We start from the raw sequence: 21,611 nt of genomic DNA, 5'->3' as shown, positions 1-21,611 counted from the left end.
GGGGAGGCACGCGCAGCGCACTGTGATCCGACAGGCTTTGCTTTGCTTTGCTTTGATTCATTGGACACGGAGAAATCACATGTTCTGGGAGAAGAAGCTGGCGCAGTGGGTAGAAGAAGTCAAAACGAAGGCCAATATTCCGGCGCGCCTCGTACTGTGGGACGGCCAGCAACACGATTTCGGCACGTTCGCGGCGCCGCAGGTCACGCTGAAAGTGAATAGCGCTTCCGCGCTGCCCCTCCTGCTCGAACCGAGCCTCGACAATCTCGGCGAGGCCTACGTGAAGGGCAAGATCGACATCGAAGGCAAGCTGTCGGACATCATCAACATCGGCTATTCGCTTGCGCGCAGCACGGTGACGAGCGCCAGCAAGCTCGCCCGCGTTCGGCGCTATTTCAATCACACGAAAACGTCGGACAAGAAAGCGATCCAGTATCACTACGACGTCTCGAACGAGTTCTACAAGCTATGGCTCGACGAGAACATGGTGTACTCGTGCGCGTACTTCGAGAACGGTGACGAAGATCTCGCCACCGCGCAGATCAAGAAGATCGATCACATCCTCACGAAGATCGGGGTGCAGCCCGGCCAGCGCCTGCTCGACATCGGCTGCGGCTGGGGCGCGCTCGTGCTGCGCGCGGCGCAGAAGTTCGGCGCGAAGTGCGTGGGCGTGACGCTATCGCAGAACCAGTTCGATCTCGCGACGCAGCGCGTGAAAGCCGCAGGCCTCGAAGGCCAGATTGAGATCCGTCTGCAGGACTATCGCGATATCGAAGGCCAGTTCGACCGCGTCACGAGCGTCGGCATGTTCGAGCACGTGGGCCGCAAGAATCTGCCGACGTACTTCCAGAAGATTCACGACCTGCTGACGGACGACGGCATCGCGATGAATCACGGCATCACGTCGACTGACTCCGACAGCGGCGAAACGGCTCTCGGCGGCGGCGAATTCATCGACCGATACGTGTTCCCCGACGGCGAACTGCCGCATATCAGCCTCGCGCTCGAATCGATGCAGCGTGGCGGGCTCGAAGCCATCGACGTCGAAAGCCTGCGCCGTCACTATGCGCACACGCTCGACATCTGGACGGAAAACTTCGAGGCAAACGCGGAACAAGCGAAGCAGCTCGTCGACGACGAGAAATTCCGCATCTGGCGCGTGTACCTCGCGGGCTGCGCGTACGCGTTCGAGAACGACGACGTATCGATCTTTCAGGTCGTATGCCGCAGGGCGGGACGCAGCGCGAAGACGCTGCCGTGGTCGCGCCGCTATATGTACGAGAAGGCGCTGTAGAATCGCGCAGCATACCGCTTCGGACCGGCTAGCACGACGAGGTGCACCGGGTCGGGCCGAAGCAGGCACGAGTTACATCAGCGCACTCTCTCTTGCAACGCATCGATGAAAGAAGAAACGCCGGAGCACTCCGCGCAACTCGACATGTTCGGCAACCCCGTCGGCGAGACACCTGCCGCCGACGCTTCGCCGCCCACAGTGGCATCCAATGCCGCATCCGATACCGCATCCGACACATCCTCCGCGCAGACCAACGCTCCGCCGAAAAAGCGCCGTGCGCGTGATGTCCTCGCCGCGCAGCCGTCCGCCGATATCGCCGAACTCGCGAGCCAGTTGCCGCCGCACGTGCATCTGGGCACGTCGACATGGTCGTTTCCTGGCTGGAAAGGCATCGTCTACGGCGACGATTACAGCAACAGCAAACTGTCGCGCGATGGCCTCGCGGCATATGGCGCGCATCCGCTGCTGCGCACGGTGAGCATCGACCGCTCGTTCTATGCGCCGCTCACGCTCACCGACTATCTGCGCTACGCGCAGCAGGTGCCGGACAACTTCCGCTTCATCGTGAAGGCGCCCGCGCTCGTCACCGATGCGACCGTACGCGCCGAGCGTGGCGAGCCGGTGTCGGGGAACCCTTGCTTTCTGAATGCGCAACTGGCCATCGACGAATTCGTGCGGCCCTGCATCGATGGTCTCGGAGAGAAGGCGGGCGCGCTCGTGTTCCAGTTCTCGCCGCTGCCGAACGAAATGCTCGCGCAGCCCGCGCTTTTCATCGAACGATTGACGGCGTTCTTGTCGGCGCTGCCGCCGCTCGAAGGCGATACCTGCTATGCCGTCGAAATCCGCGACGCGTGCGTTTTGACGCCGCGCCTGATCCGCGCGTTGAAGGCAACGGGCGTGCGCTACTGCGTCGGCATTCATGCGCGGATGCCCGATCCCTCGCGCCAGGCGGCAGCCCTCGCGATGCTGGACGAAGCGCCGTCGGGTCCGCTGATCGTGCGCTGGAGCCTGCATGGCGGCTTCAAGTACGAACAGGCGAAGGCGAAGTACGAGCCATTCGACAAACTCGTCGACGAAGACCCGGATACGCGTACTGCGCTCGCCGAACTCGCCGCGCGCTACGCGATCGCGGGCCAGCCGGTGCTGATCGCCGCGAACAACAAGGCCGAAGGCTCGGCGCCGCTGACCTGTGTGAAGCTCGCAGCGGAAATCGCGGCCGCCTGCGAGCGGCTTCGCAATGCGCAACAGGAAAACGCGGCACAGGCCGCCTGGCCGATTTGAGCCGAATCGCAACGCAGGCCATCTGAGGCCAGCGCTGCGCAGCGCGCCGTGGCGCGCTTAAGGATCAGGCGCCCGCCTTGATCCGATGGGCGAACTTCTGGCGAAACTTCGCTACCTTCGGCGCGACGACGAACGCGCAATAGCCCTGATCCGGATGCTGCGCGAAATAGTTCTGGTGATACGCCTCGGCGGCCCAGTAGTTGCCGTCGAGCGGCAGCACCTGCGTGACGATCTGGCCGTCGTAAATGCCTTCCGCGCCGATCTCGCGGATCGCCTGCAAGGCCGTCTCGTTCTGCGCGTCCGAGTGCGTGAAGATCACCGACCGGTACTGCGTGCCGACATCGTTGCCCTGGCGGTTGAGCTGCGTCGGATCGTGGATCGCGAAGAAAATATCCAGAATCTCACGGTAGCCGATGCGCGCCGGATCGAACTCGACCTTGACGACTTCTGCGTGCCCCGTGTCGCCGTCGCACACCTGCTCGTACGATGGGTTTTCGGCCTGCCCGCCCGCGTAGCCCGACTCCACGGACATCACGCCATCGACGCCCAGATACACCGCCTCAAGACACCAGAAACATCCGCCGCCCAGCGTGGCGGTCTCGACCGACTGACTCATGTTCGCTCCTTGGATTGGCTCGCTCGCCTCGCCGCCGCGCATCGGTGCGCGGAACGGGCTGACTCGCCACAGTCACCTTGAAACCCGATGCCTGATCGCATCCGGCGGCGGGACGTTCGTGCGGCACCGCCTTTCTGTTCAACGCGTGATGCACGCACCATCCATACCATGCGCGAATCGCGACATCAGGTGCAAGCCTTGCGGCTCGCGACAGCGGATTGCGCCGCCACGCCGACGGCCTGCTGCGCCAAGCCCTCTGCGATTGCAGTTAAAATTGGGACAATTCGCCGAATTTCTACATGACCTTCAAACCGATTTTCTCCATTTGGTCGCTTCATCAAGCGGTCCGTTCGCCGGAATGCCTCACGCGATGAAGCGCGCCGCCCCGCCCAATTTCGACGATGCAGCGTTTCGCCGCGCGCTCGGCCAGTTCGCGACGGGCGTCACCGTCATCACGACGCGCGCGCCGTCCGGCGCACTGATCGGCATTACGGCCAGTTCGTTCAATTCCGTCTCGCTGACGCCGCCGCTCGTGCTGTGGAGCCTCGCGACGCGCTCGGCATCGATGTCCGTGTTCCAGGCGAACAGTCATTATGTCGTCAATGTGCTGGCCGCGTCGCAACTCGATCTGTGCAAGCGCTTCGCGACCGTCAAGGGCGACCGTTTCGAGGGCGTCTCGCATGCGGCGGGCGACACGGGCATGCCCGTGCTCGACGGCGCGCTCGCGTGGTTCGAATGCCATAACCGCAGCCGCTACCAGGAAGGCGACCACGTCATTTTCGTCGGCGAAGTTGAGCGCTGCGGCATCCATGACAGCGCCGGCCACGTCCAGCCGCTCGTGTTTCAGAACGGCGATTTCCATGGGCTGAAGCCGCTGCGCTGAAGCCGCTGCGCTGAAGCCGCTGGGCTGACGGCTCGCGTCATTTAAGCGGCGGCGAGGAAGAAAGGCTTCGCAGGCTTTCCGCGCGACGGGTTTACGCCATCCCGCGCCGCCTGCGCCGCTATCCGTTCGATTGCACCTTCGCGCCCGTCACCAGCGACACGGGGACGCCAGAATCCTCCTTGAGAGTCTGCAGCACGATGTTCGAGCGGATGTCCATCACGCCCGGTGCCTTGTAGAGCCGGCCGAGCACGAAATCCGAATAGTGCTTGAGATTGTGGGCGAGCACCCGCAGCAGATAGTGTGTCTCTCCCGTCACGACAAACGCGCCGACCACTTCCGGCCAGTCGCGCAGCGCTTCGGCGAAGCGCTCGTGCCAGTTTTCCTGGTCGTTGCGCATCGACACCTGCACGAACGCTTCCAGTTCGAAGCCGAGCACTTCGCGGTTCAGACACGCCCGATAACGCTCGATCACGCCCTGCTCTTCCAGCAGGCGCAAACGGCGTAGACATGCCGACGGCGAAAGCGAGATCCGCTCCGCCAGATCGAGATTGCTGATTCGTCCTTCGTGCTGCAGCACCGTCAAGATACGGCAATCGGTGGCGTCGAGTGAGATCGCGTTCATATTCGGTCTCCCTTTCCCGTTTGCCTCAAATTATGTTCCAAAGGGATCGAAATAAACAGTTTTTTTAGCAAGCACATTTCGCTTCATGCCGCCTATCATCCAGAGATGGACGTACAACGACATGACAGACGCATGGAGACACTTTGGGATATCACGCCCGCCGTCGATACGGCGACGCCCGTCTGGCCGGGCGATACGCCCGTCGGCATCGAGCGCATGTGGCGGATGGAGGCGGGTTCGCCTGTCAACGTCGCGCGGCTGACGATCTCGCCGCATACGGGTGCGCACACCGACGCGCCGCTTCACTACGACGCCCAGGGCGCGGCGATCGGCGCGGTGCCGCTCGATGCGTATCTGGGCCGGTGCCGCGTGATTCATTGCATCGGCGCGAAGCCGCTGGTGACGCCTGAGCACGTCGCGGCATCGCTCGACGGCGTGCCGCCGCGCGTGCTGCTGCGCACGTACCGCGCGGCGCCGACGACTGCCTGGGACAGCGGCTTCTGCGCCGTCGCGCCCGACACGATCGACCTGCTCGCCGCGCATGGCGTGAAGCTGATCGGCATCGACACGCCGTCGCTCGATCCGCAGGAGTCGAAGACGATGGACGCGCACCGCCGCATACGCGCGCATCGAATGGCGATTCTCGAAGGCATCGTGCTCGACGCCGTGGCGCCGGGCGACTACGAACTGATCGCGCTGCCGCTCAAGCTGATGACGCTCGATGCAAGCCCGGTACGCGCCGTGCTGCGAGCGTTGTCAGCGTGACGACAAGCCCGACGACAACCACAACCGACGGCCTCGCGCCTCGACACTCTCTTTCGATCAACCCAACCGAACCATCATGAATCAACGTGACGAAGCACTCGCGCTCGACGCCGCCGATCCGCTCGCGCCCTTGCGCGACCAGTTCGCGCTGGAGCCCGGCGTCATCTATCTGGACGGCAATTCGCTCGGCGTGCCGCCCGCCGCCGCCGCGCAGCGCGCGCAGACGGTGATCGGCGCCGAATGGACGCAAGGCCTTATCCGCAGCTGGAACACGGCCGGCTGGTTCTCGCTGCCGCGACGCCTCGGCAACAAGCTCGCGCCGCTGATCGGCGCGGCGCACAACGAAGTCGTCGTCACCGATACGATTTCGATCAACCTCTTTAAGGTGCTGTCGGCGGCGCTGCGTTTGCAGGACAGGCGCGATGCGAAGCGCCGCGTGATCGTGTCGGAGCGCTCGAACTTCCCGACCGATCTGTACATCGCGCAAGGGCTGATCAAGCAGCTGGATCGCGGCTATGAACTGCGCCTCATCGATGATCCGTCGGAGTTGCCCGCCGCCATCACCGACGATGTCGCCGTCGTGATGATCACGCACGTCAACTACCGCACGGGCTACATGCACGACATGGCCGCGCTCACGCAGCTGATCCATCGGCAGGGCGCGCTCGCGCTGTGGGATCTCGCGCACTCCGCGGGCGCGGTGCCCGTCGATCTGAACGGCGTCGGTGCGGATTGCGCCGTCGGTTGCACGTACAAGTATCTGAACGGCGGTCCGGGCTCGCCCGCGTTCGCGTGGGTGCCGCATCGTCATCAGAGCGACTTCGAGCAGCCGCTCTCGGGCTGGTGGGGTCATCGCGCGCCATTCGCGATGGACCCGACGTTCGCCGCCGACGACGGCATCGGCCGCTTCCTGTGCGGCACGCAGCCGATGGTGTCGATGGCGCTCGTCGAATGCGGGCTCGACGTGTTCCTGCAAACCGACATGCAGGCGATCCGCAAGAAGTCGCTCGCGCTGACCGATCTCTTCATCGAGCTGGTCGAAACGCGCTGCAACGAGTTTCCGCTCAAGCTCGTGACACCGCGCGCGCATTCGCAGCGCGGCTCGCATGCGAGCTTCGAGCATCCGCACGGCTATGAAGTGATGCAGGCGCTGATCGCGCGCGGCGTGATCGGCGACTATCGCGAGCCGCATGTGCTGCGTTTCGGCTTTACGCCGCTGTACACGCGCTATGTCGATGTGTGGGATGCCGTCGAGCATCTGCGCCACGTGCTCGCACACGAGACCTGGCGCGCACCCGAATTCGCCGCGCGCGGCGCCGTGACCTGAGGAACGACGATGACCGATCACATGAAGATGATGGAAGAAAAGCCCGCGCAAGGCTGTCCGTTCGGACACGGCGGCACGCAGCCGGCACACCCCGATCACACCGGGCACGCGTCGCACATGGCCGCCGACGAAGACAAAGGCTGGCACGACGCGCAGCTCGATTTCTCGAAGTCGATGAGCTATGGCGACTATCTGTCGCTCGGCTCGATTCTGCATGCGCAGCATCCGCTTTCGCCCGATCACAACGAGATGCTGTTCATCATCCAGCATCAGACGAGCGAACTGTGGATGAAGCTCGCGCTGTACGAACTGCGCGCGGCGCTTGCGTGTGTGCATCGCGATGAATTGCCGCCCGCGTTCAAGATGCTTGCGCGCGTGTCGCGGATTCTCGAGCAGCTCGTGCAGGCCTGGAACGTACTGTCGACGATGACGCCATCGGAATACACGTCGATGCGGCCTTTCCTCGGCAGCTCGTCGGGGTTTCAGTCGTATCAGTATCGCGAGCTGGAGTTCATGCTCGGCAACAAGAACGAGCAGATGCTCAAGCCCCATGCGCATCACCCAGACGTGTATGCCGAAGTGAAAGCGTCCCTCGAAGCGCCTTCGTTTTACGACGAAGTAATCCGTCTGCTCGCGCGGCGCGGCTTTGCGATCGACGCGTCGCGGCTCGAACGCGACTGGACACAGCCGACGCAGCACGATCCGTCAGTCGAAGCGGCGTGGCTCGAGGTGTATCGCAATCCGTCGCAGCATTGGGAGCTGTACGAGATGGCCGAAGAACTCGTCGATCTCGAAGACGCGTTTCGTCAGTGGCGCTTCAGGCATGTGACGACAGTCGAGCGGATCATCGGGTTCAAGCAGGGCACGGGCGGAACGAGCGGCGCGCCTTATCTGCGGAAAATGCTGGACGTGGTGTTGTTTCCTGAGTTGTGGCACGTGCGGACTCTTTTGTGATTTTTTTGTCTGCGACGCTGTTGGTTTTTTTGCCTTTGCGCTGGCATTCGCGTATGCGTGGAAAGTTCAGCGTGCCGCTGGCATCCGCGATGCGCCTCGCGGCGCGGGCGTTGCCCCTGTGCGGGGCGGCACCTACTCTTCTTTGCCGCGGCAAAGAAGAGTAGGCAGAAGAAAGCCGCTCACACCGCCAATTCTTGACGCTTACCCACGGGCTCTCAACGCCCCCATCCTTCACGCGGCAGCATGCTGGCTCATGTTCGTTGCCAGCGCACTAGCTGAGCGCCTCACCTGCTTCATGCACCTGCGTTGAGGCTCGCGACATCGAATATCCCCGGCCCCTTTGCGGCAAACTGTGTGTAGGCATTCGCACCGCACAGGAACCTCGCTACGCGATGCGGCTCAAGTGAGGGCGTTGTCCTGTACGACACAGCAACCTTATTCACTACCGAGATGCGGCGCTGACGTGTTCGATGCCCTTAGCCGTGCCACGGGCGTAGAAGCGGGTGAGGCGTTCAGATAGTGCGTTGGCAACGCCCAGCGGCCAGCATGCTGCCGCTCGAAACACGGGGACGTTGAGAGCCCGTGGGTAGAGGTCAAGCATTGGCGGTATGAGCGGCTTTCTTCTGCCTACTCTTCTTTGCCGCGGCAAAGAAGAGTAGGTGCCGCCCCGCACAGGGGCAACGCTAGCGCCGCGAGGCGCATACGCGGATGCCGGCGCAAAGGTAAAAACACCAAAACAAAAGCCGTTGCAAACAAAACAAAGTGCCGCCCCGCACAGGGGCAAACGCCAGCGCCGCGAGGCGCATACGCGGATGCCGGCGCAAAGATAAAAACACCAAAACAAAAGCCGTTGCAAACAAAGGAAAATGCCGCCCCGCGCAGGGGGAAAACGCCAGCACCGCGAGCGCATACGCGGATGCCAGCGATAAAGGCAGAGAAACCAGCAGCATCACCTCGCGGTATACCCCCCATCGATCGGCAACGTCACACCGCTGATCATCGAAGCCGCATCGCTCAGCAAAAACAGAATCGGCTCTGCCACTTCGCGCGGCTGCGCGAAACGCTTCAACGGAATCGCCTGCAATGCGGGATCGCGTTTCGCCGGCTCGCTCCACGCCTTCACGGCCATCGGCGTCAACGTCACTGTCGGATTCACGCTGTTCACGCGTATGCCATGCGGTCCAAGCTCGACGCACAGCACTCGCGTGATCGCATCCATCGCCGCCTTCGACGCGCAATAGCTCAGATGATCGTCGAGCCCGACGAGGGCCGCCTGGCTCGACACGTTGACGATGCTGCCCGCGCGCTTCGCATCGATCATCGCGCGCGCCACATGACGCGCAACCAGCGCCGCGCCGCGTGCGTTCACGTTCATCACGCTGTCGAAGCTCGCCGCCGTCGTATCGATTGCGCGTTCAAGCACCGTCGTGCCGGCACAATTTACAAGACCATCGAAGACGACATCGAGCGACCCGAGCGCATTATCGATAGCCCCTTCATCGCCAACATCCAGAATCAAGGACTCGCAGCCTGTCTCCTCCGCGAGCCTCGCAAGCTCGTCGACATTGCGCGCCGCCGCGACGACTTGCGCGCCGCTTGCGCACAATAGCTCGACCGTCACGCGGCCGATGCCGCTCGATGCGCCCGTCACGAGGATCGTGCGTCCGGAAAAATCGAAGGTCGCGTTCATTTCGCTTGCAGCCGGTGCATGACGGGCTTCAGTGCCGGATACAGATCCGTGTAGATGGAAAAGCGCTCGGCGTACAGGGCCTCGCGCGCAGGATCGGGCTTCACGCGCTCGACGAGCCTGACCCAGCCGCCGCGCGCCGCTTCCTGCGAGATCAGCTTCACACCATATGCGGCCAGCAGCGCCGCGCCCATCGGCGCTTCTACCTCCTGTTCGATCGTGTAGACGGGAAAGCCGGTGACGTCCGCGATGATCGACATCCACAGGTCCGAATGCGCCGCGCCGCCGACGACGATCAGCTTGTCGTCGAGCGACTTCGCGCCCTTGCGCCCCGCGACGATGTTGTGTTGCAACGCGAACGCGACGCCTTCGAGCACCGCGCGATACAGATGCGCACGCGTGTGATAAAGACTCAGGCCGACGAACGCACCGCTCGCTTTCGCGTCCCACACGGGGCTGCGCTCGCCCATCAGATACGGCAGGAACATCACGCCGTCCGAGCCCGCCGGAATGTGAGCCGCGTCTTCTTCGAGCAGCTGATGCGGATCGCCGTCCGGTATCGCTTTCGCCGCTTCGACTTCCGCCTGACAGAACTGCTCGCGATACCACGACACCGATGCGCCCGCCGTAATCGCGCCGCCGAACACGTAAATGTCGTGCTGGCCATTGAACACATGCGGCATGCTGACGAGACCGTGCCGCGCATCGACGCTCTGGTTGATATAGCCCCAGCACATGCTCGTGCCGATCATCGCGACATGCTGGCCCGCGCGCGTGACGCCCGCCGCGTAGGTCGCCATCGCCGCATCGACGCCGCCCGCGACGATCGCCGTGCCCGCTTCGAGTCCGAGTTGCTCCGTCCATTGCGACAGCAGGCCGCCCACCACGTCCGACGATTCGACGAGACGCTCGGGCATCATCGTTGCGGGAATGCCGAGCATGTCGAGCGCTTCGTCGGACCAGTCGCGTTTCGCGATGTCGTACACGCCGCCGATGTTGCCCGCCGAGCTGTGATCGACGGCCACTTCGCCCGTCAGTAGATAGATCACATACGCATTCGGCGGCAGGAAGAAGCGCGTATTGGCCCACACGTTCGGCTCGTTCTCGCGCAGCCACAGCATCTTCGTGTAGCCGTAGTAGCTGTCGACGCCATTGCCCGTGATCGCATGGAGCCGGTCGAGATCGACGTTGTTGCGCACCCACTCGACCTGCGCCGTCGCGCGCCGGTCCATCCAGATCAGGCACGGATACAGCGGCTTCATTTCGCTATCGATGGGAATACCGGAGCCGCCATACAGGCTGCTCACGCACACGGCCTTGATGGCATTCGACGCGACGCCCGCCTCGCGCGCCTTCGCGACGCAGCGCGCAATGCATTCGACGACGGCCTTCATCCACACAGTCGGCCACTGCTCGGCCCACAACGGCTTAGGCGTATCCGGGTGATAGCTGCTCGAATGCTGTGCGACGATTGCGCCGTTCTCGTCGACGAGCACGGCCTTCGTGCTCTGCGTGCCGATATCGACGCCGATGACGTAATTCATAGTGTCTCCGTGTGCGCGCCTTTGCGACGCGCACTGTCTGTTTTCCTTCGGAATGACGGATCAGGCACGGGACTATCGGGCCGGCTTCATCAGCACCTTGATCGAATCGAGCGAGTTCGCGACCTTGATCGCTTCGTCCCACTCTTCGAGAGAGAAGCCATGCGTGACGATGCCTTTCGATGTGACGAGCCCACGCGCCAGCAGGTCGATCGCGATCGGATAGCAGTAAGGCCCGAGATGCGCGCCGCGCACATCGAGTTCCTTGCGGTCGCCGATGATCGACCAGTCCATTGTAGTCTCGGCGCCGAACACGGAAAACTCGACAAAACGCCCGAGTTTGCGAATGAGGTCCATGCCCTGATTCACGCCCGCAGGCACGCCCGTCGTTTCGATGTAGACGTCGCAGCCATAGTTGTCCGTCAACGACTGGATGATCGCGAGCGCATCGTCGTTCTTCGGATTGATCGTCACGTCCGCGCCGTATTCGCGCGCGAGTTCGAGACGCTCGTCGACGAGATCGATAACGACGAGTTTCTTCGGCGTTTTCAGATGCGCGACTTGCGTCATCATCAGACCGAGCGGACCCGCGCCCGCGATCACGACGACATCGTCCAGTTGAATATCGCCGCGATTGACGGTGTGAATCGCGCACGCAAGCGGCTCGATGATCGCGGCATCTTCGAGCGAGATGCCATCGGGAATCTTGTGGACGATGGCCGTCGGTGGAATGCGCATGTATTCGGCCATGCCGCCGTCCGCGACTTCGCGCTGAAAGCCGAAGATGTTGTGCACCTCGCACATCCAGTACTGGCCGGATTTGCAGTAGCGGCACTTGCCGCACGGCACGATCTGCTCGGCGATCACACGGTCGCCCTTCTTCACGCCGAAATGTTCGGCTGCGCCTTCGCCGAGTTCTTCGACGTAGCCGAAGAACTCATGGCCGGGAATCACGGGCGCCTTGACCCATGGACTCGGGCCGCCCCAGAACATCTTCGCGCCCGAATGGCATTTGCAGTCGCTCGCGCAGATGCCGCACGCGGCAATGCGGATCACGAGTTCATGCGCGCGCGCCTGCGGTTTCGTCACGCGTTCTACGCGATAGTCCTTCGGCGCGTGGCACACGATCGCCGTCATGCTTTTGGTGGTGTCCTGAGTGGTCATTGCATTGCCCTGCTTTTAAGGGGAGAACAAGGGAAAGGGAAATTCACTTCTTGCGGTCGCGGCTGATGTAGATCGCGAGCAGAATGATTCCGCCCTTGATCACGTTCTGCACGTATGGATTCACGCCGACCATGTTGAGTCCGTTGTTCAGCACGCCGAGCAGCAGCGCGCCGATCAGCGTGCCGATGATCGAGCCGCGTCCGCCCGATATCGACGTGCCGCCCATCACGACGGCAGCAATCGCATCGAGTTCGAAGCCGACGCCCGCATTCGGCTGGCCGCTCATCAGGCGCGATGTGAGCACGATGGCCGCGAACGACGACGTCAAGCCAGCGAGCGTGTAGACGATCAGCTTCACGCGCGCGACGCGCACGCCGGAAAGACGCGTCGCCTGCTCGTTGCCGCCGATCGCGTACACGTAGCGGCCGAACGGCATGCGTTCGAGCAGCAGCCACGCGATCGCGTAGACGACGAGCATGATGAGCACGGGCGCCTGAATGCCGAACACCTTGCCGCTGCCGAAGAAGCTCACCCAGTCGGGCAAGCCGTCGATCGGATAGCCGCCCGTGTAGATCAGCGCGAGGCCGCGCGCGATGCCCATCGTCGCGAGCGTGACGATGATGGGCGGCATGCCTGCGAACGCAACGAAGAAGCCGTTGCCGAAGCCGAAGCCGAGTCCGACCGCAATGCCGATCGCGATCGCTGCGACGCCGTTGAGCCCCGCCACCATCAGGCCCGCCGCGAGCGTGCCCGAAAGCGCCATCACGGAACCGACGGATAGATCGATGCCGCCTGTCAAAATCACGGCCGTCATGCCGACGGCGATGATCGCGTTGATCGACACCTGGCGCAGCACGTTCTCGAGATTTGCCGCCGACAGGAAGCTGTCGCTCGCGAACACCATCACGATGCACACGACGAGCAAGCCGATGAACGGATAGAACAGCGTCGAGCGTTTGATGCTCGCCCAGTTCAGGCGCAACGGCGCGCCCGGCGTATTGGACGCGACGGTCGATGTCTTGGGAGAAGTATCAGGCGTGTTCATGCTGTGTTGCTCCACGAGTGCCGGCTGTCGCACCAGCCGTTGCATAAGTCATCACGGCGTTCGATTCGATCTGGTCGCCTTCGAGCATCGCTTCGATGCGGCCCTGCCGGAACACGGCGACGCGATCGCACATGCCGACGATCTCCGGCAGTTCCGACGAAATCATGATGATCGAGTAGCCGCGCGCAGTGAGCTCGCGCATCAGCAGATAGATTTCCGCTTTCGCGCCGACGTCGATGCCTCGCGTCGGTTCGTCGAAGATCAGGATGTTCGTGTGGTGATTGAGCCAGCGCGCGATCACCACTTTCTGCTGATTGCCGCCCGACAGGGTCGCGACTTCGGTGTTCATCGTCGGCGCCTTCACGCCGACGCGCTTCATGATGTCGGCCGTCGCGCGCGCTTCGCTGCCGTGATCGATAAAGAAGCGCGCGGCGCGATACTTGCCGAGGTTGTTGATCGAGATGTTCTGCTTGATCGAGAACGATGTGATCAACCCTTCCGTCTTGCGGCTTTCGGGCAGAATGCCGATGCCCGATTTCAATGCGTCGGCGGGATCGGACAGATTCGCCGGCGCGCCGTTGATGCGAATGTCCTTCACGTGCGCCGCGTCCGCGCCAATGACGGCGAGCGCCGTCTCCGTGCGGCCCGAGCCGACGAGTCCCGCAAAGCCGAGTATTTCGCCTTCGCGCAGCGTGAAGCGATTCACGGGGCCGTCCTTGTGCAACTGCAATGCGTTCACTTCGAGCACGACCTTCGCATCGGCGGGCAGCGCGGGCTTTGATGGAAAGCTGCTTTCGATCTTGCGTCCGACCATCATCTCGACGAGCCGGCCGACATCCGTCTTCGCCACATCCGTCATGCCGACATAGTGACCGTCGCGCAACACGGTGATGCGGTCGCACACTTCGAAAATCTCTTCGAGGTGGTGCGAGATGAAAATCATCGCGACGCCGTGCCGCTTCAGGTCGCGCATGATCGTGAAGAGGTGCTCGGCTTCGGCGGGCGTGAGCGTCGCCGTCGGTTCGTCGAGAATCAGGATGCGCGCATTCAGCGACAGCGCCTTGCCGATTTCGACGAACTGCTGCTGCGCCACCGAGAGCTCGCGAATCGGCACGGACAGATCGATCGCGACGCCGAGCCGCGCGAAAATCTCCGCCGCCGCGCGCCTCATCTGCGCGCGATCGAGCATACCGAAGCGATTGCGCAACTCGCGTCCGAGGAACATGTTCTCGACGGCGTTCAGATACGGAATCAGGCTGAATTCCTGAAACACGATGCCGATGCCCGCCGCGACGGCGTCGTGATAATTCGCGAAGTGCCGCGCTTCGCCGTCGATCACGATCGTGCCATCGTCGGGCTGATAGATGCCGCACAGGATTTTCATCAGCGTCGACTTGCCCGCGCCGTTCTCGCCGAGCAGCGCGTGAATCTCGCCGCGCGCGATCTCGAGATGAATGCGCTGCAACGCCTTCACGCCGGGAAAGCTCTTCGTGATGTTGTCGAGTTTGAGGACCGTGTCCATCGCGTTTCCTTGTTCATGCAGTGACGCTTTGCCGAAGACACAAGCGCCACTGCATCACTAACGCCTTGCTTACCAGCTGAAGCCCTTCGCGTTGTCCTTGTCGACGAGCTTCACATCGACGGGAATCGCCTTCGGCACATTGGCGCCCCACTTCTTCGCGAGCGCCACGCCGATCGCGAGACGGATCTGATCGCGCGGGAATTGCGCGGACGTTTCGATGAACTTCGAGTTCGGCTTCTGGATCGCGGTGATCGCTTCGGGCGCACCATCGACGCTCGTCAGCTTGATGTCCTTACCCGACGATTCGATCGCGGACAACGCGCCCATTGAGCCGCCGTCGTTCACGCTGAAGATGCCCTTCAGGTTCGGATGCGCCTGGATCATGTTCTCGGTGACGGACAGCGCGGTCGCGCGTTCCTGCTTGCCGTTCTGCGTATCGACGAGCTTCACGTTCGGAAACTTCGCGAGCGCCGCCTTGCAGCCGCGCACGCGTTCGAGAATCGGCACGACGGGGATGCCGTCGAGAATCGCCACTTCGCCGCTGCCGCCGATCGCTTTCGCGAGGTACTCGCACGACATCTGTCCCGCGTCGAAATTCTTCGAGCCGACGAACGAATCGACGGGACCGTTCGCGTTCGCATCGACGGCGACGACCACGGCGCCCGCCTTCTTCGCCGACGTCACGGCCGACTGGATGCCCGTCGAATCGGTCGGATTGACGAGCAGGATGTCGATCTTCTTCTGCAGCATGTCCTCGACGTCGCTCACCTGCTTGCTCACGTCGTGATGCGCATCGGTGACGACAACCGTCGCGCCGATCGATGCGGCCGCATCGTTCAGCGCCTTTTGCATCGTCACGAAGTACGGGTTGTTCAGTTCCTGGAACGTCATGCCGATTTTGAGCGGCGCGGCGTTGGCAGTCGCCGGTACAAGAAGCGGCGCACCGAGCATCACGGCAGCGAAGGTCAGCGCGGCGCGCAGGCGCAACGTGCGCGAAGGATGCGAAGAGTGCGAAGTGGTGTGCGTCATGGTTGTCTCCGTTTATGAGGATGAGTGCGTCCCTCGCGCGATTCGAGTGCGCGATGAGCAGGTGAAACGTCTGTGATGCTGAAGTGCTCTATGTCGTGGCGACTGGCGAGCCCAGAGGCGGATACGCCGCGGGTGCGGCGCGTGGCTGAGCGTGCGTATGGCTTCGAGCCTGCACGGCGGGCACGATCGAAGGCGCGTTCGCAATGCCCTTGCCGAGCGCCGCCGCGGCTTCTGAAGCGGCGCGGCTCGCGTCGTTCAGTTGCTGGAAGCGGCGGAACTTCGACGGGGCCATGCCCTTCGCCGTGAGGAACTGCCGGTTGAAGTTCGACAGGTTGTTGAAGCCGACCTTGTAGCAGATGTCGGTCACGCTCAACTCGTCATCCATCAGCAGCTGACACGCGAGATTGATGCGCATGCGGTTCACGTACTGCACGAACGGCAGGCCCGTATGGCGGCGGAAGTACCGCGAGAAAGCGCTCACGCTCTGCCCCGCGAGCTGCGCGAGATCGGATTCGCGCAACTCCGACGCGAGGTTCTTGCCGATATACGACAGCACATGGTTGATGCGCGTCGACGCATAGCCGGTCGGGTCGCTCTGATACGCGGGGCTCGCGAGCAGTTCGCGGTCGCTCGCGTTCAGCAGGATTTCCATCATCGACAGGAACAGCACGATGCGGCGCAGACCGCGCGCTTCGAGCAGTTCCATGAAAAGCGGCTGGATCGCGGCGCTCGTCTGCGCGCCGAACGACACGCCGCGCCGTGAATCGGCGAGCAGCGCTTCGAGCGTGCGCCATTCGGGGAAGCTCTCGGTGCAATGCGCGACGAAATCCTGGCCGAACTGCACGACGAGATTGCGCTGCGCGATCGTCACGCCTTCGGGCACTTCGCTGACCCAGTTGTGCGGCAGGTTCGGCCCCATCAGCACGAGATTGCCCGGCGCGAAGCTGCCGATGTAATCGCCGACGAACATCTTGCCCGTCGTCGCGACGATCAGATGGATTTCGAATTCCGGATGGAAATGCCAGCGCACTGTGCGGTACGGAAAGCCGTGATACCACACCTTGAACGACTCGTCGCGTCGCACGCTGACCAGTTCGAGATCGGGTTGCACGTGTCGGTCCTCCTCCTGTTCCTTCGTCCGGCGCCTTGCGTTTCACGTCTTGCAAACGCCATCAGCTTCATTGCTTTTGTGTAGCGAAAGTTAGACCCCGAGCGCAATCGCGGCCACTAGAAATGAGACCGCCGACTGATACTTTTTTGCATTCGGGTTAATCCTGGCCCTCTGGGTGTCAAATTTGATGCAATGCAACAGCCGGCCGACCGGCCGTTCGCCAACGTTTCGCGGGCAGCGCATCAGCCGTTGAAAAGCCCGCCCCGCCGCGCTGCGCAACGATTTGCCGTGAAAAGCAGCGTCCTTCGCCTTGACTTTCGATCGGTCGAATACGATCATTAGTTCATGTTGAGAGCAAATGCTCTTCAATTCGAATCGTCGGCTCATGTCGCCGAGACAGCTTCTAGACTTATCCCAAGCAACGCACGCGAAAGACCGTGCGCATAAGACTTCACTAGCAAGTGACCCGAGCAACGCGTGAAACGGGAGTCAGCGCCAGGCGCCAACGCCCGTCGACATGCCAGCCCGGGTCGACACAGGAGACGCACATGAACAGCGGCCAAAGCAACGGCGCAAGCACGCAGGTAATCCTGCACATCGGCGCGGGATCGTTCCATCGCGCGCATCAGGCGTGGTATCTGCACCGGCTCAATGAAGCGAGTCAGCCTGGCGATACGCACTGGTCGCTCACCGTCGGCAATATCCGCAGCGACATGAATGCCGTCGCCGATGCGCTGGCCGCGCAAAACGGCGTCTACACGCTCGAAACCGTCACGCCGCAAGGCAAGCGTGACTACGAGACGATCCGCTCGATCAGGCGCGTGGTGCCGTGGTCGGCGAATCTCGATGGGCTCGTCGAAGCGGGCGCCGACCCCGCGTGCAAGATCATCGCGTTCACCGTGACGGAAGGCGGCTACTACCTCGACGAACACGACAAGCTCGACACAGCGAATCCCGATCTCTCCGCCGATCTGAACGGCGCGCGCACCACGATCTACGGCGCGCTCGCCGCGATTCTCGAAGCGCGGATGCAGAGCAGCGCCGGCCCCGTCACGCTGCAGACCTGCGATAACCTGCGCAGCAACGGCGAGCGCTTCCGCGCAGGCATGACCGAATTCCTGGAGCGGCGCGGCGCTAGCGCGCTGCGTCAATGGTTCGACGCAAACACGGCATGTCCGAACTCGATGGTCGACCGGATCACGCCACGCCCGACACCCGACGTGCGCGAACGCGTGAAGGCGGCGACGGGCGTCGACGACGCGTGCCCCGTGATGGGCGAATCGTTCATCCAGTGGGTGATCGAGGATCACTTCGTCGCCGGGCGGCCGGCGTGGGAGCAGGTCGGCGCGGAGCTGGTCGAATCGGTGCTGCCGTATGAAGAGGCGAAGATCCGCATCCTGAACGCGACGCATAGTTGCATCGCGTGGGCGGGCACGCTGGTCGGCCTCTCGTTCATCCACGAAGGCACGCTCGATCCGGAAATCCGCCAGTTCGCGCATGACTACGTGACACAGGACGTGATCCCCTGCCTCACGCCGAGTCCGCTCGATCTCGCGAAGTACCGCGACGTCGTGCTCGAACGCTTTGGCAATCCTTATATCCAGGACACGAATCAGCGCGTCGCCGCCGATGGCTTTTCGAAGATTCCCGGCTTCATCGCGCCGACGCTGTCCGAGTGCTTCGAGCGCAAAGTTGAGCCGAACGCGACGGCGACCTTGCCTGCGCTCTTCTTCCGCTTTCTCGACAGATGGCAGCGCGGCCAGTTGCCGTACACGTATCAGGACGGCGTGATGGACGAAGGCGTTGCGCGCGGCTTCTTCAAGGCATCCGATCCGGTGCAGGCTTATTGCGCGGATCGTCTGCTCTGGGGCAGCATGGCGGGCACGGCTTCGCTCGAGAAAGTGGTGCGCGCGGCGCTCGAACGCGTCGATGCGTGGCTCGCGAAGCGCGGCGCGTGAAGGTGCCATAGGCGACTGAAGCGACCGGTATCATCACCTCGCTCGACACACGACAGCACCGCCGCGCGTGCGAATGCAACCACGCTGCTTCCACGCGCGGCCGCTCCCATTGATCGCCGCGTTCGACGCCTGCCATGCGTCAGGTCTATTGCGCATGGCATCGCCAGCGGCATGCGGCTAAAGTAGCGCATCTCCTACCGACGAAGGTTTCGCGCCCATGTATCTCGGCATCGACCTCGGCACGTCCGAAGTGAAAGTTCTGCTGCTCGCGTCCGACGGACGCGTGATCGGCACGGCAGGTTCTCCGTTCACCGTTTCGCGTCCGCATCAGCGCTGGTCGGAGCAGAACCCGTCCGACTGGTGGCAAGGCACGCGGACCGCGCTCTTCGCATTGCGCGACCGTTACCCGGAAGAGTTCGCGCAGATTCGCGGCATCGGGCTGTCGGGACAGATGCACGGCGCGGTGCTGCTCGACAACGAAGACCGCGTGCTGCGTCCCGCGATTCTGTGGAATGACATGCGCGCCGTCGAGGAGTGCGATGAACTGTACCGGCGCGCGCCGGAGTTGCATCGCATCGCCGGCAATCTGGCGATGCCTGGCTTCACCGCGCCGAAGCTGCTGTGGGTCGCGCGCCACGAGCCGGAGATCTTCCGGCAGACGGCCTGCGTGCTGCTGCCGAAGGACTACCTGCGCCTTCAACTGACGGGCGACAAGGTCTCCGATCCATCCGACGCAGCGGGCACGCTATGGCTCGACGTCGCGCAGCGCGACTGGTCCGATACCTTGCTCGCCGCCTGCAATCTGAACCGCTCGCATATGCCGCGTCTCGCGGAAGGCAGCGCGCCGTCGGGCATGCTGCGTCCCGAACTCGCGCGCGAGCTGGGCTTGCGCGAACCCGTCGTAGTCGCGGCGGGCGGCGGCGACAACGCGACGAGCGCGATCGGCATCGGCGCGACGCAGCCCGGCGACGGCTTCGTGTCGCTCGGCACGTCGGGCGTGTTGTGCGTGATCGGCAACAGCTTCCGGCCGAATCCCGAGTCGGCCGTGCACGCGTTCTGCCATGCGATTCCCGACCGCTGGCATCAGATGAGCGTCGTGCTGTCGGCGGCGAGCTGCTTGCGCTGGGTCTGCAAGCTGACGTCGACCGATGAGCCAACGTTGCTTGCAGAAGTCGAAAAGCTGCCCGACGACGCGCTCGCGACGGCGCCGCTCTTTCTGCCGTATCTGTCCGGCGAACGCACGCCGCACAACGACCCGTATTCGCAAGGCGTGTTCTTCGGCATGACGCACGCGACCGATCGCGCGCTGCTCGGCTATGCGGTGCTCGAAGGCGTGACGCTCGCACTGACGGACGGCCTCGACGCGTTGCGCGCGGCGGGCACCGAAGTGAGCGCGCTGTCGCTCTTGGGCGGTGGCGCGCGAAGCAACTACTGGGCGCAACTGCTCGCCGATTCGCTGAACACGGCGACGCGCAAGCATGGCGGCGGCGAAACGGGCGCGGCGCTGGGCGCGGCGCGTCTGGGTTGGCTCGCGGCGGGCGGCGATCCGTCGACGGTGCTGACCAAGCCGCCCGTCGAAATCGAATTCACGCCGAACGCGCGGCGTCATGCCGTGCTGCGCGAGCGGCTCGCCAGTTATCGTGCGCTGTACCGGCATGTGAAGCCGATGTTCGCGCCCGCGCGCGATGCGAACGCAGCGTAGTGTGAGCCCGTGATGCGCACTACGATGAATGCGTACGGCAAGCAGCACACCAGAACGTCCGATGCGGGCTGCCTGGTGTTACGCGCTTCGGCGCAATCCTGAGCGAACCCATCGTGCCCAAGTCCACTGAAAAGCTCGATCTCGCGACGCGCGCCGCCTGGCTCTACTACGTCGCCGGCAATACGCAGAACGAGATCGCCGAAAAACTGCAGGTGTCGCGGCCCGTCGCGCAGCGGCTGGTCGCGTTCGCCGTCGAGAAGAATCTGATCCGCGTGCGCGTCGATCATCAGCTTGCTGACTGCCTGTCGCTCGCCGCGCAGCTGTCGAAGCGCTACGGACTGTCGATGTGCGAAGTCGTGCCCGTCGACAACGATAACCCCGAAGAGATCGACCGCAAGCTCGCCGTCGCGGGCGCGCAGGTGATGGAGCGCTATCTCGGCGAAGAGCGGCCGATGGTCGTCGCCGTGAGCAGCGGGCGCACGCTGAAGGCCGTCGTCGATCAGGTCGCGCAACTGGAGCGGCCGCAGCATCGGCTCGTGTCGATGGTCGGCGCGATCGCGCAGGACGGCTCGTCGAACCGCTACGACGTCGCGCTGCACATCTCCGAGAAGACGGGCGGCAAGCACTTCCTGCTGCCCGCGCCGCTGATCGCCGACAGCGAAGCGGAACGCGCGCAGTGGTGCAATCACCGTCTGTACCGGATCGTCGAGTCGCTGTCGGGCGAAGCGGATGTGGCGTTCGTCGGCATCGGCAATATCGGCTTGCACTGTCCGCTGCATGAGGATGGCTTCATCACGTCGGATGAGGTGGAGGAACTGGTGTCGCTGGGCGCCGTCGCCGAATTGCTCGGCCTGCCGATCGACGCCGACGGCGCGCGCGTCGAATCGCCGACGGGCCGCCGCGTGACGAGCTTGCGGCTCGATTCGCCGCCGAAGCGCCCCGTGATCGGCTTCGCGGGCGGCGAGCGCAAGCGCGATGCGGTGATCGCCGCGCTCAAGGGCGGCTGGCTGTCGGGACTCGTCACCGACGAGTTGTGCGCGCGCGCCGCGCTGAATCACGGCGCGGATGTGTCCGTCGCATCACGCGCGTGATGAGAGGACGCTAGCGCCC

Annotated in this window: 20 protein-coding genes; 9 read left to right on the top strand and 11 right to left on the bottom strand. The window is 63.4% G+C overall.

Annotated features, from left to right (window positions below; genetic code table 11):
* Positions 1–79: 79 nt before the first annotated feature.
* Both BMW76_RS13255 and BMW76_RS13250 read left to right on the top strand, forming a co-directional pair.
* Complete coding sequence (locus BMW76_RS13255; protein WP_090865615.1) at positions 80–1,294, top strand: SAM-dependent methyltransferase; 1,215 nt, start codon at positions 80–82, stop codon at positions 1,292–1,294.
* Positions 1,295–1,399: 105 nt separating this feature from the next.
* Positions 1,400–2,575, top strand: coding sequence for a DUF72 domain-containing protein (locus tag BMW76_RS13250; RefSeq protein ID WP_090865613.1), 1,176 nt, complete (start codon positions 1,400–1,402; stop codon positions 2,573–2,575).
* Positions 2,576–2,639: 64 nt separating this feature from the next.
* On the opposite strand, the gene msrA is transcribed toward BMW76_RS13250, so the two are convergent.
* Positions 2,640–3,191 carry a peptide-methionine (S)-S-oxide reductase MsrA gene (msrA, locus tag BMW76_RS13245; RefSeq protein WP_090865764.1) on the bottom strand — a complete coding sequence of 184 codons (552 nt, stop codon included), beginning with the start codon at positions 3,189–3,191 and terminating at the stop codon, positions 2,640–2,642.
* A 370-nt stretch (positions 3,192–3,561) separates the two neighbouring features.
* On the opposite strand from msrA, the gene BMW76_RS13240 reads away from it, so the two are divergent.
* Positions 3,562–4,074 (top strand): flavin reductase family protein, encoded by a 513-nt coding sequence (locus tag BMW76_RS13240; protein ID WP_090865611.1) that lies wholly within the window; start codon positions 3,562–3,564, stop codon positions 4,072–4,074.
* A gap of 118 nt (positions 4,075–4,192) precedes the next feature.
* Here the strand turns inward: BMW76_RS13240 and BMW76_RS13235 are convergent, their stop codons facing one another.
* Positions 4,193–4,696: an Lrp/AsnC family transcriptional regulator gene (locus BMW76_RS13235; protein ID WP_087738730.1), complete on the bottom strand. Its 504-nt coding sequence runs from the start codon at positions 4,694–4,696 to the stop codon at positions 4,193–4,195.
* Positions 4,697–4,828: 132 nt separating this feature from the next.
* Between BMW76_RS13235 and kynB the strand changes: the two genes are divergently transcribed.
* The 3 genes from kynB (at position 4,829) to kynA (ending at position 7,742) form a co-directional block, all read left to right on the top strand.
* On the top strand, positions 4,829–5,461 hold the full coding sequence (gene kynB, locus BMW76_RS13230) for an arylformamidase (RefSeq protein WP_090865609.1): 633 nt from the start codon (positions 4,829–4,831) through the stop codon (positions 5,459–5,461).
* Positions 5,462–5,537: 76 nt separating this feature from the next.
* Entirely contained in the window at positions 5,538–6,788 is a 1,251-nt protein-coding gene (gene kynU, locus BMW76_RS13225; protein WP_090865608.1) for a kynureninase, read from the top strand.
* A gap of 9 nt (positions 6,789–6,797) precedes the next feature.
* On the top strand, positions 6,798–7,742 hold the full coding sequence (gene kynA / locus BMW76_RS13220; RefSeq protein ID WP_090865606.1) for a tryptophan 2,3-dioxygenase: 945 nt from the start codon (positions 6,798–6,800) through the stop codon (positions 7,740–7,742).
* Positions 7,743–8,425: 683 nt separating this feature from the next.
* On the opposite strand, the gene BMW76_RS40320 is transcribed toward kynA, so the two are convergent.
* The 9 genes from BMW76_RS40320 to BMW76_RS13180 form a co-directional block, all read right to left on the bottom strand.
* The gene (locus BMW76_RS40320) at positions 8,426–8,692 is read right to left on the bottom strand and encodes a hypothetical protein (protein ID WP_143062257.1); all 267 of its coding nucleotides are present in this window, start codon (positions 8,690–8,692) and stop codon (positions 8,426–8,428) included.
* On the bottom strand, positions 8,692–9,432 hold the full coding sequence (locus BMW76_RS13215) for an SDR family oxidoreductase (RefSeq protein ID WP_090865604.1): 741 nt from the start codon (positions 9,430–9,432) through the stop codon (positions 8,692–8,694). The genes BMW76_RS40320 and BMW76_RS13215 overlap by 1 nt, the downstream gene beginning before the upstream one ends.
* Positions 9,429–10,973, bottom strand: a complete 1,545-nt coding sequence (locus tag BMW76_RS13210) for an FGGY-family carbohydrate kinase (RefSeq protein ID WP_090865602.1) — start codon at positions 10,971–10,973, stop codon at positions 9,429–9,431. The genes BMW76_RS13215 and BMW76_RS13210 overlap by 4 nt, the downstream gene beginning before the upstream one ends.
* Positions 10,974–11,045: 72 nt before the next feature.
* Positions 11,046–12,134, bottom strand: coding sequence for an alcohol dehydrogenase catalytic domain-containing protein (locus tag BMW76_RS13205; RefSeq protein ID WP_090865600.1), 1,089 nt, complete (start codon positions 12,132–12,134; stop codon positions 11,046–11,048).
* A 43-nt stretch (positions 12,135–12,177) separates the two neighbouring features.
* A complete protein-coding gene (locus BMW76_RS13200) occupies positions 12,178–13,179 on the bottom strand; it encodes an ABC transporter permease (RefSeq protein WP_090865599.1) in 1,002 nt (333 codons plus the stop codon).
* Positions 13,166–14,701, bottom strand: a complete 1,536-nt coding sequence (locus BMW76_RS13195) for a sugar ABC transporter ATP-binding protein (RefSeq protein WP_090865597.1) — start codon at positions 14,699–14,701, stop codon at positions 13,166–13,168. The genes BMW76_RS13200 and BMW76_RS13195 overlap by 14 nt, the downstream gene beginning before the upstream one ends.
* Positions 14,702–14,770: 69 nt before the next feature.
* Positions 14,771–15,730: an ABC transporter substrate-binding protein gene (locus BMW76_RS13190; protein WP_090865595.1), complete on the bottom strand. Its 960-nt coding sequence runs from the start codon at positions 15,728–15,730 to the stop codon at positions 14,771–14,773.
* Positions 15,731–15,818: 88 nt separating this feature from the next.
* Positions 15,819–16,841 carry an AraC family transcriptional regulator gene (locus BMW76_RS13185; protein ID WP_090865593.1) on the bottom strand — a complete coding sequence of 341 codons (1,023 nt, stop codon included), beginning with the start codon at positions 16,839–16,841 and terminating at the stop codon, positions 15,819–15,821.
* 90 nt (positions 16,842–16,931) lie between these two features.
* Positions 16,932–17,180 (bottom strand): hypothetical protein, encoded by a 249-nt coding sequence (locus BMW76_RS13180; RefSeq protein ID WP_090865591.1) that lies wholly within the window; start codon positions 17,178–17,180, stop codon positions 16,932–16,934.
* Between the two features lie 209 nt (positions 17,181–17,389).
* Between BMW76_RS13180 and dalD the strand changes: the two genes are divergently transcribed.
* From dalD to BMW76_RS13165, 3 genes are all read left to right on the top strand, one after another.
* A complete protein-coding gene (dalD, locus tag BMW76_RS13175) occupies positions 17,390–18,799 on the top strand; it encodes a D-arabinitol 4-dehydrogenase (protein ID WP_090865589.1) in 1,410 nt (469 codons plus the stop codon).
* 217 nt (positions 18,800–19,016) lie between these two features.
* The gene (gene xylB / locus BMW76_RS13170) at positions 19,017–20,501 is read left to right on the top strand and encodes a xylulokinase (protein WP_090865587.1); all 1,485 of its coding nucleotides are present in this window, start codon (positions 19,017–19,019) and stop codon (positions 20,499–20,501) included.
* Positions 20,502–20,614: 113 nt separating this feature from the next.
* Positions 20,615–21,592 carry a sugar-binding transcriptional regulator gene (locus BMW76_RS13165; RefSeq protein WP_090865585.1) on the top strand — a complete coding sequence of 326 codons (978 nt, stop codon included), beginning with the start codon at positions 20,615–20,617 and terminating at the stop codon, positions 21,590–21,592.
* Positions 21,593–21,611: the final 19 nt, after the last annotated feature.

Origin of the sequence: Paraburkholderia diazotrophica (assembly GCF_900108945.1) — a bacterium.
In the GTDB taxonomy this organism is placed as follows: domain Bacteria; phylum Pseudomonadota; class Gammaproteobacteria; order Burkholderiales; family Burkholderiaceae; genus Paraburkholderia; species Paraburkholderia diazotrophica.
The sequence above is the reverse complement of the archived record's forward strand: the minus strand, read 5'-3'. Positions and strand labels throughout refer to the sequence as shown.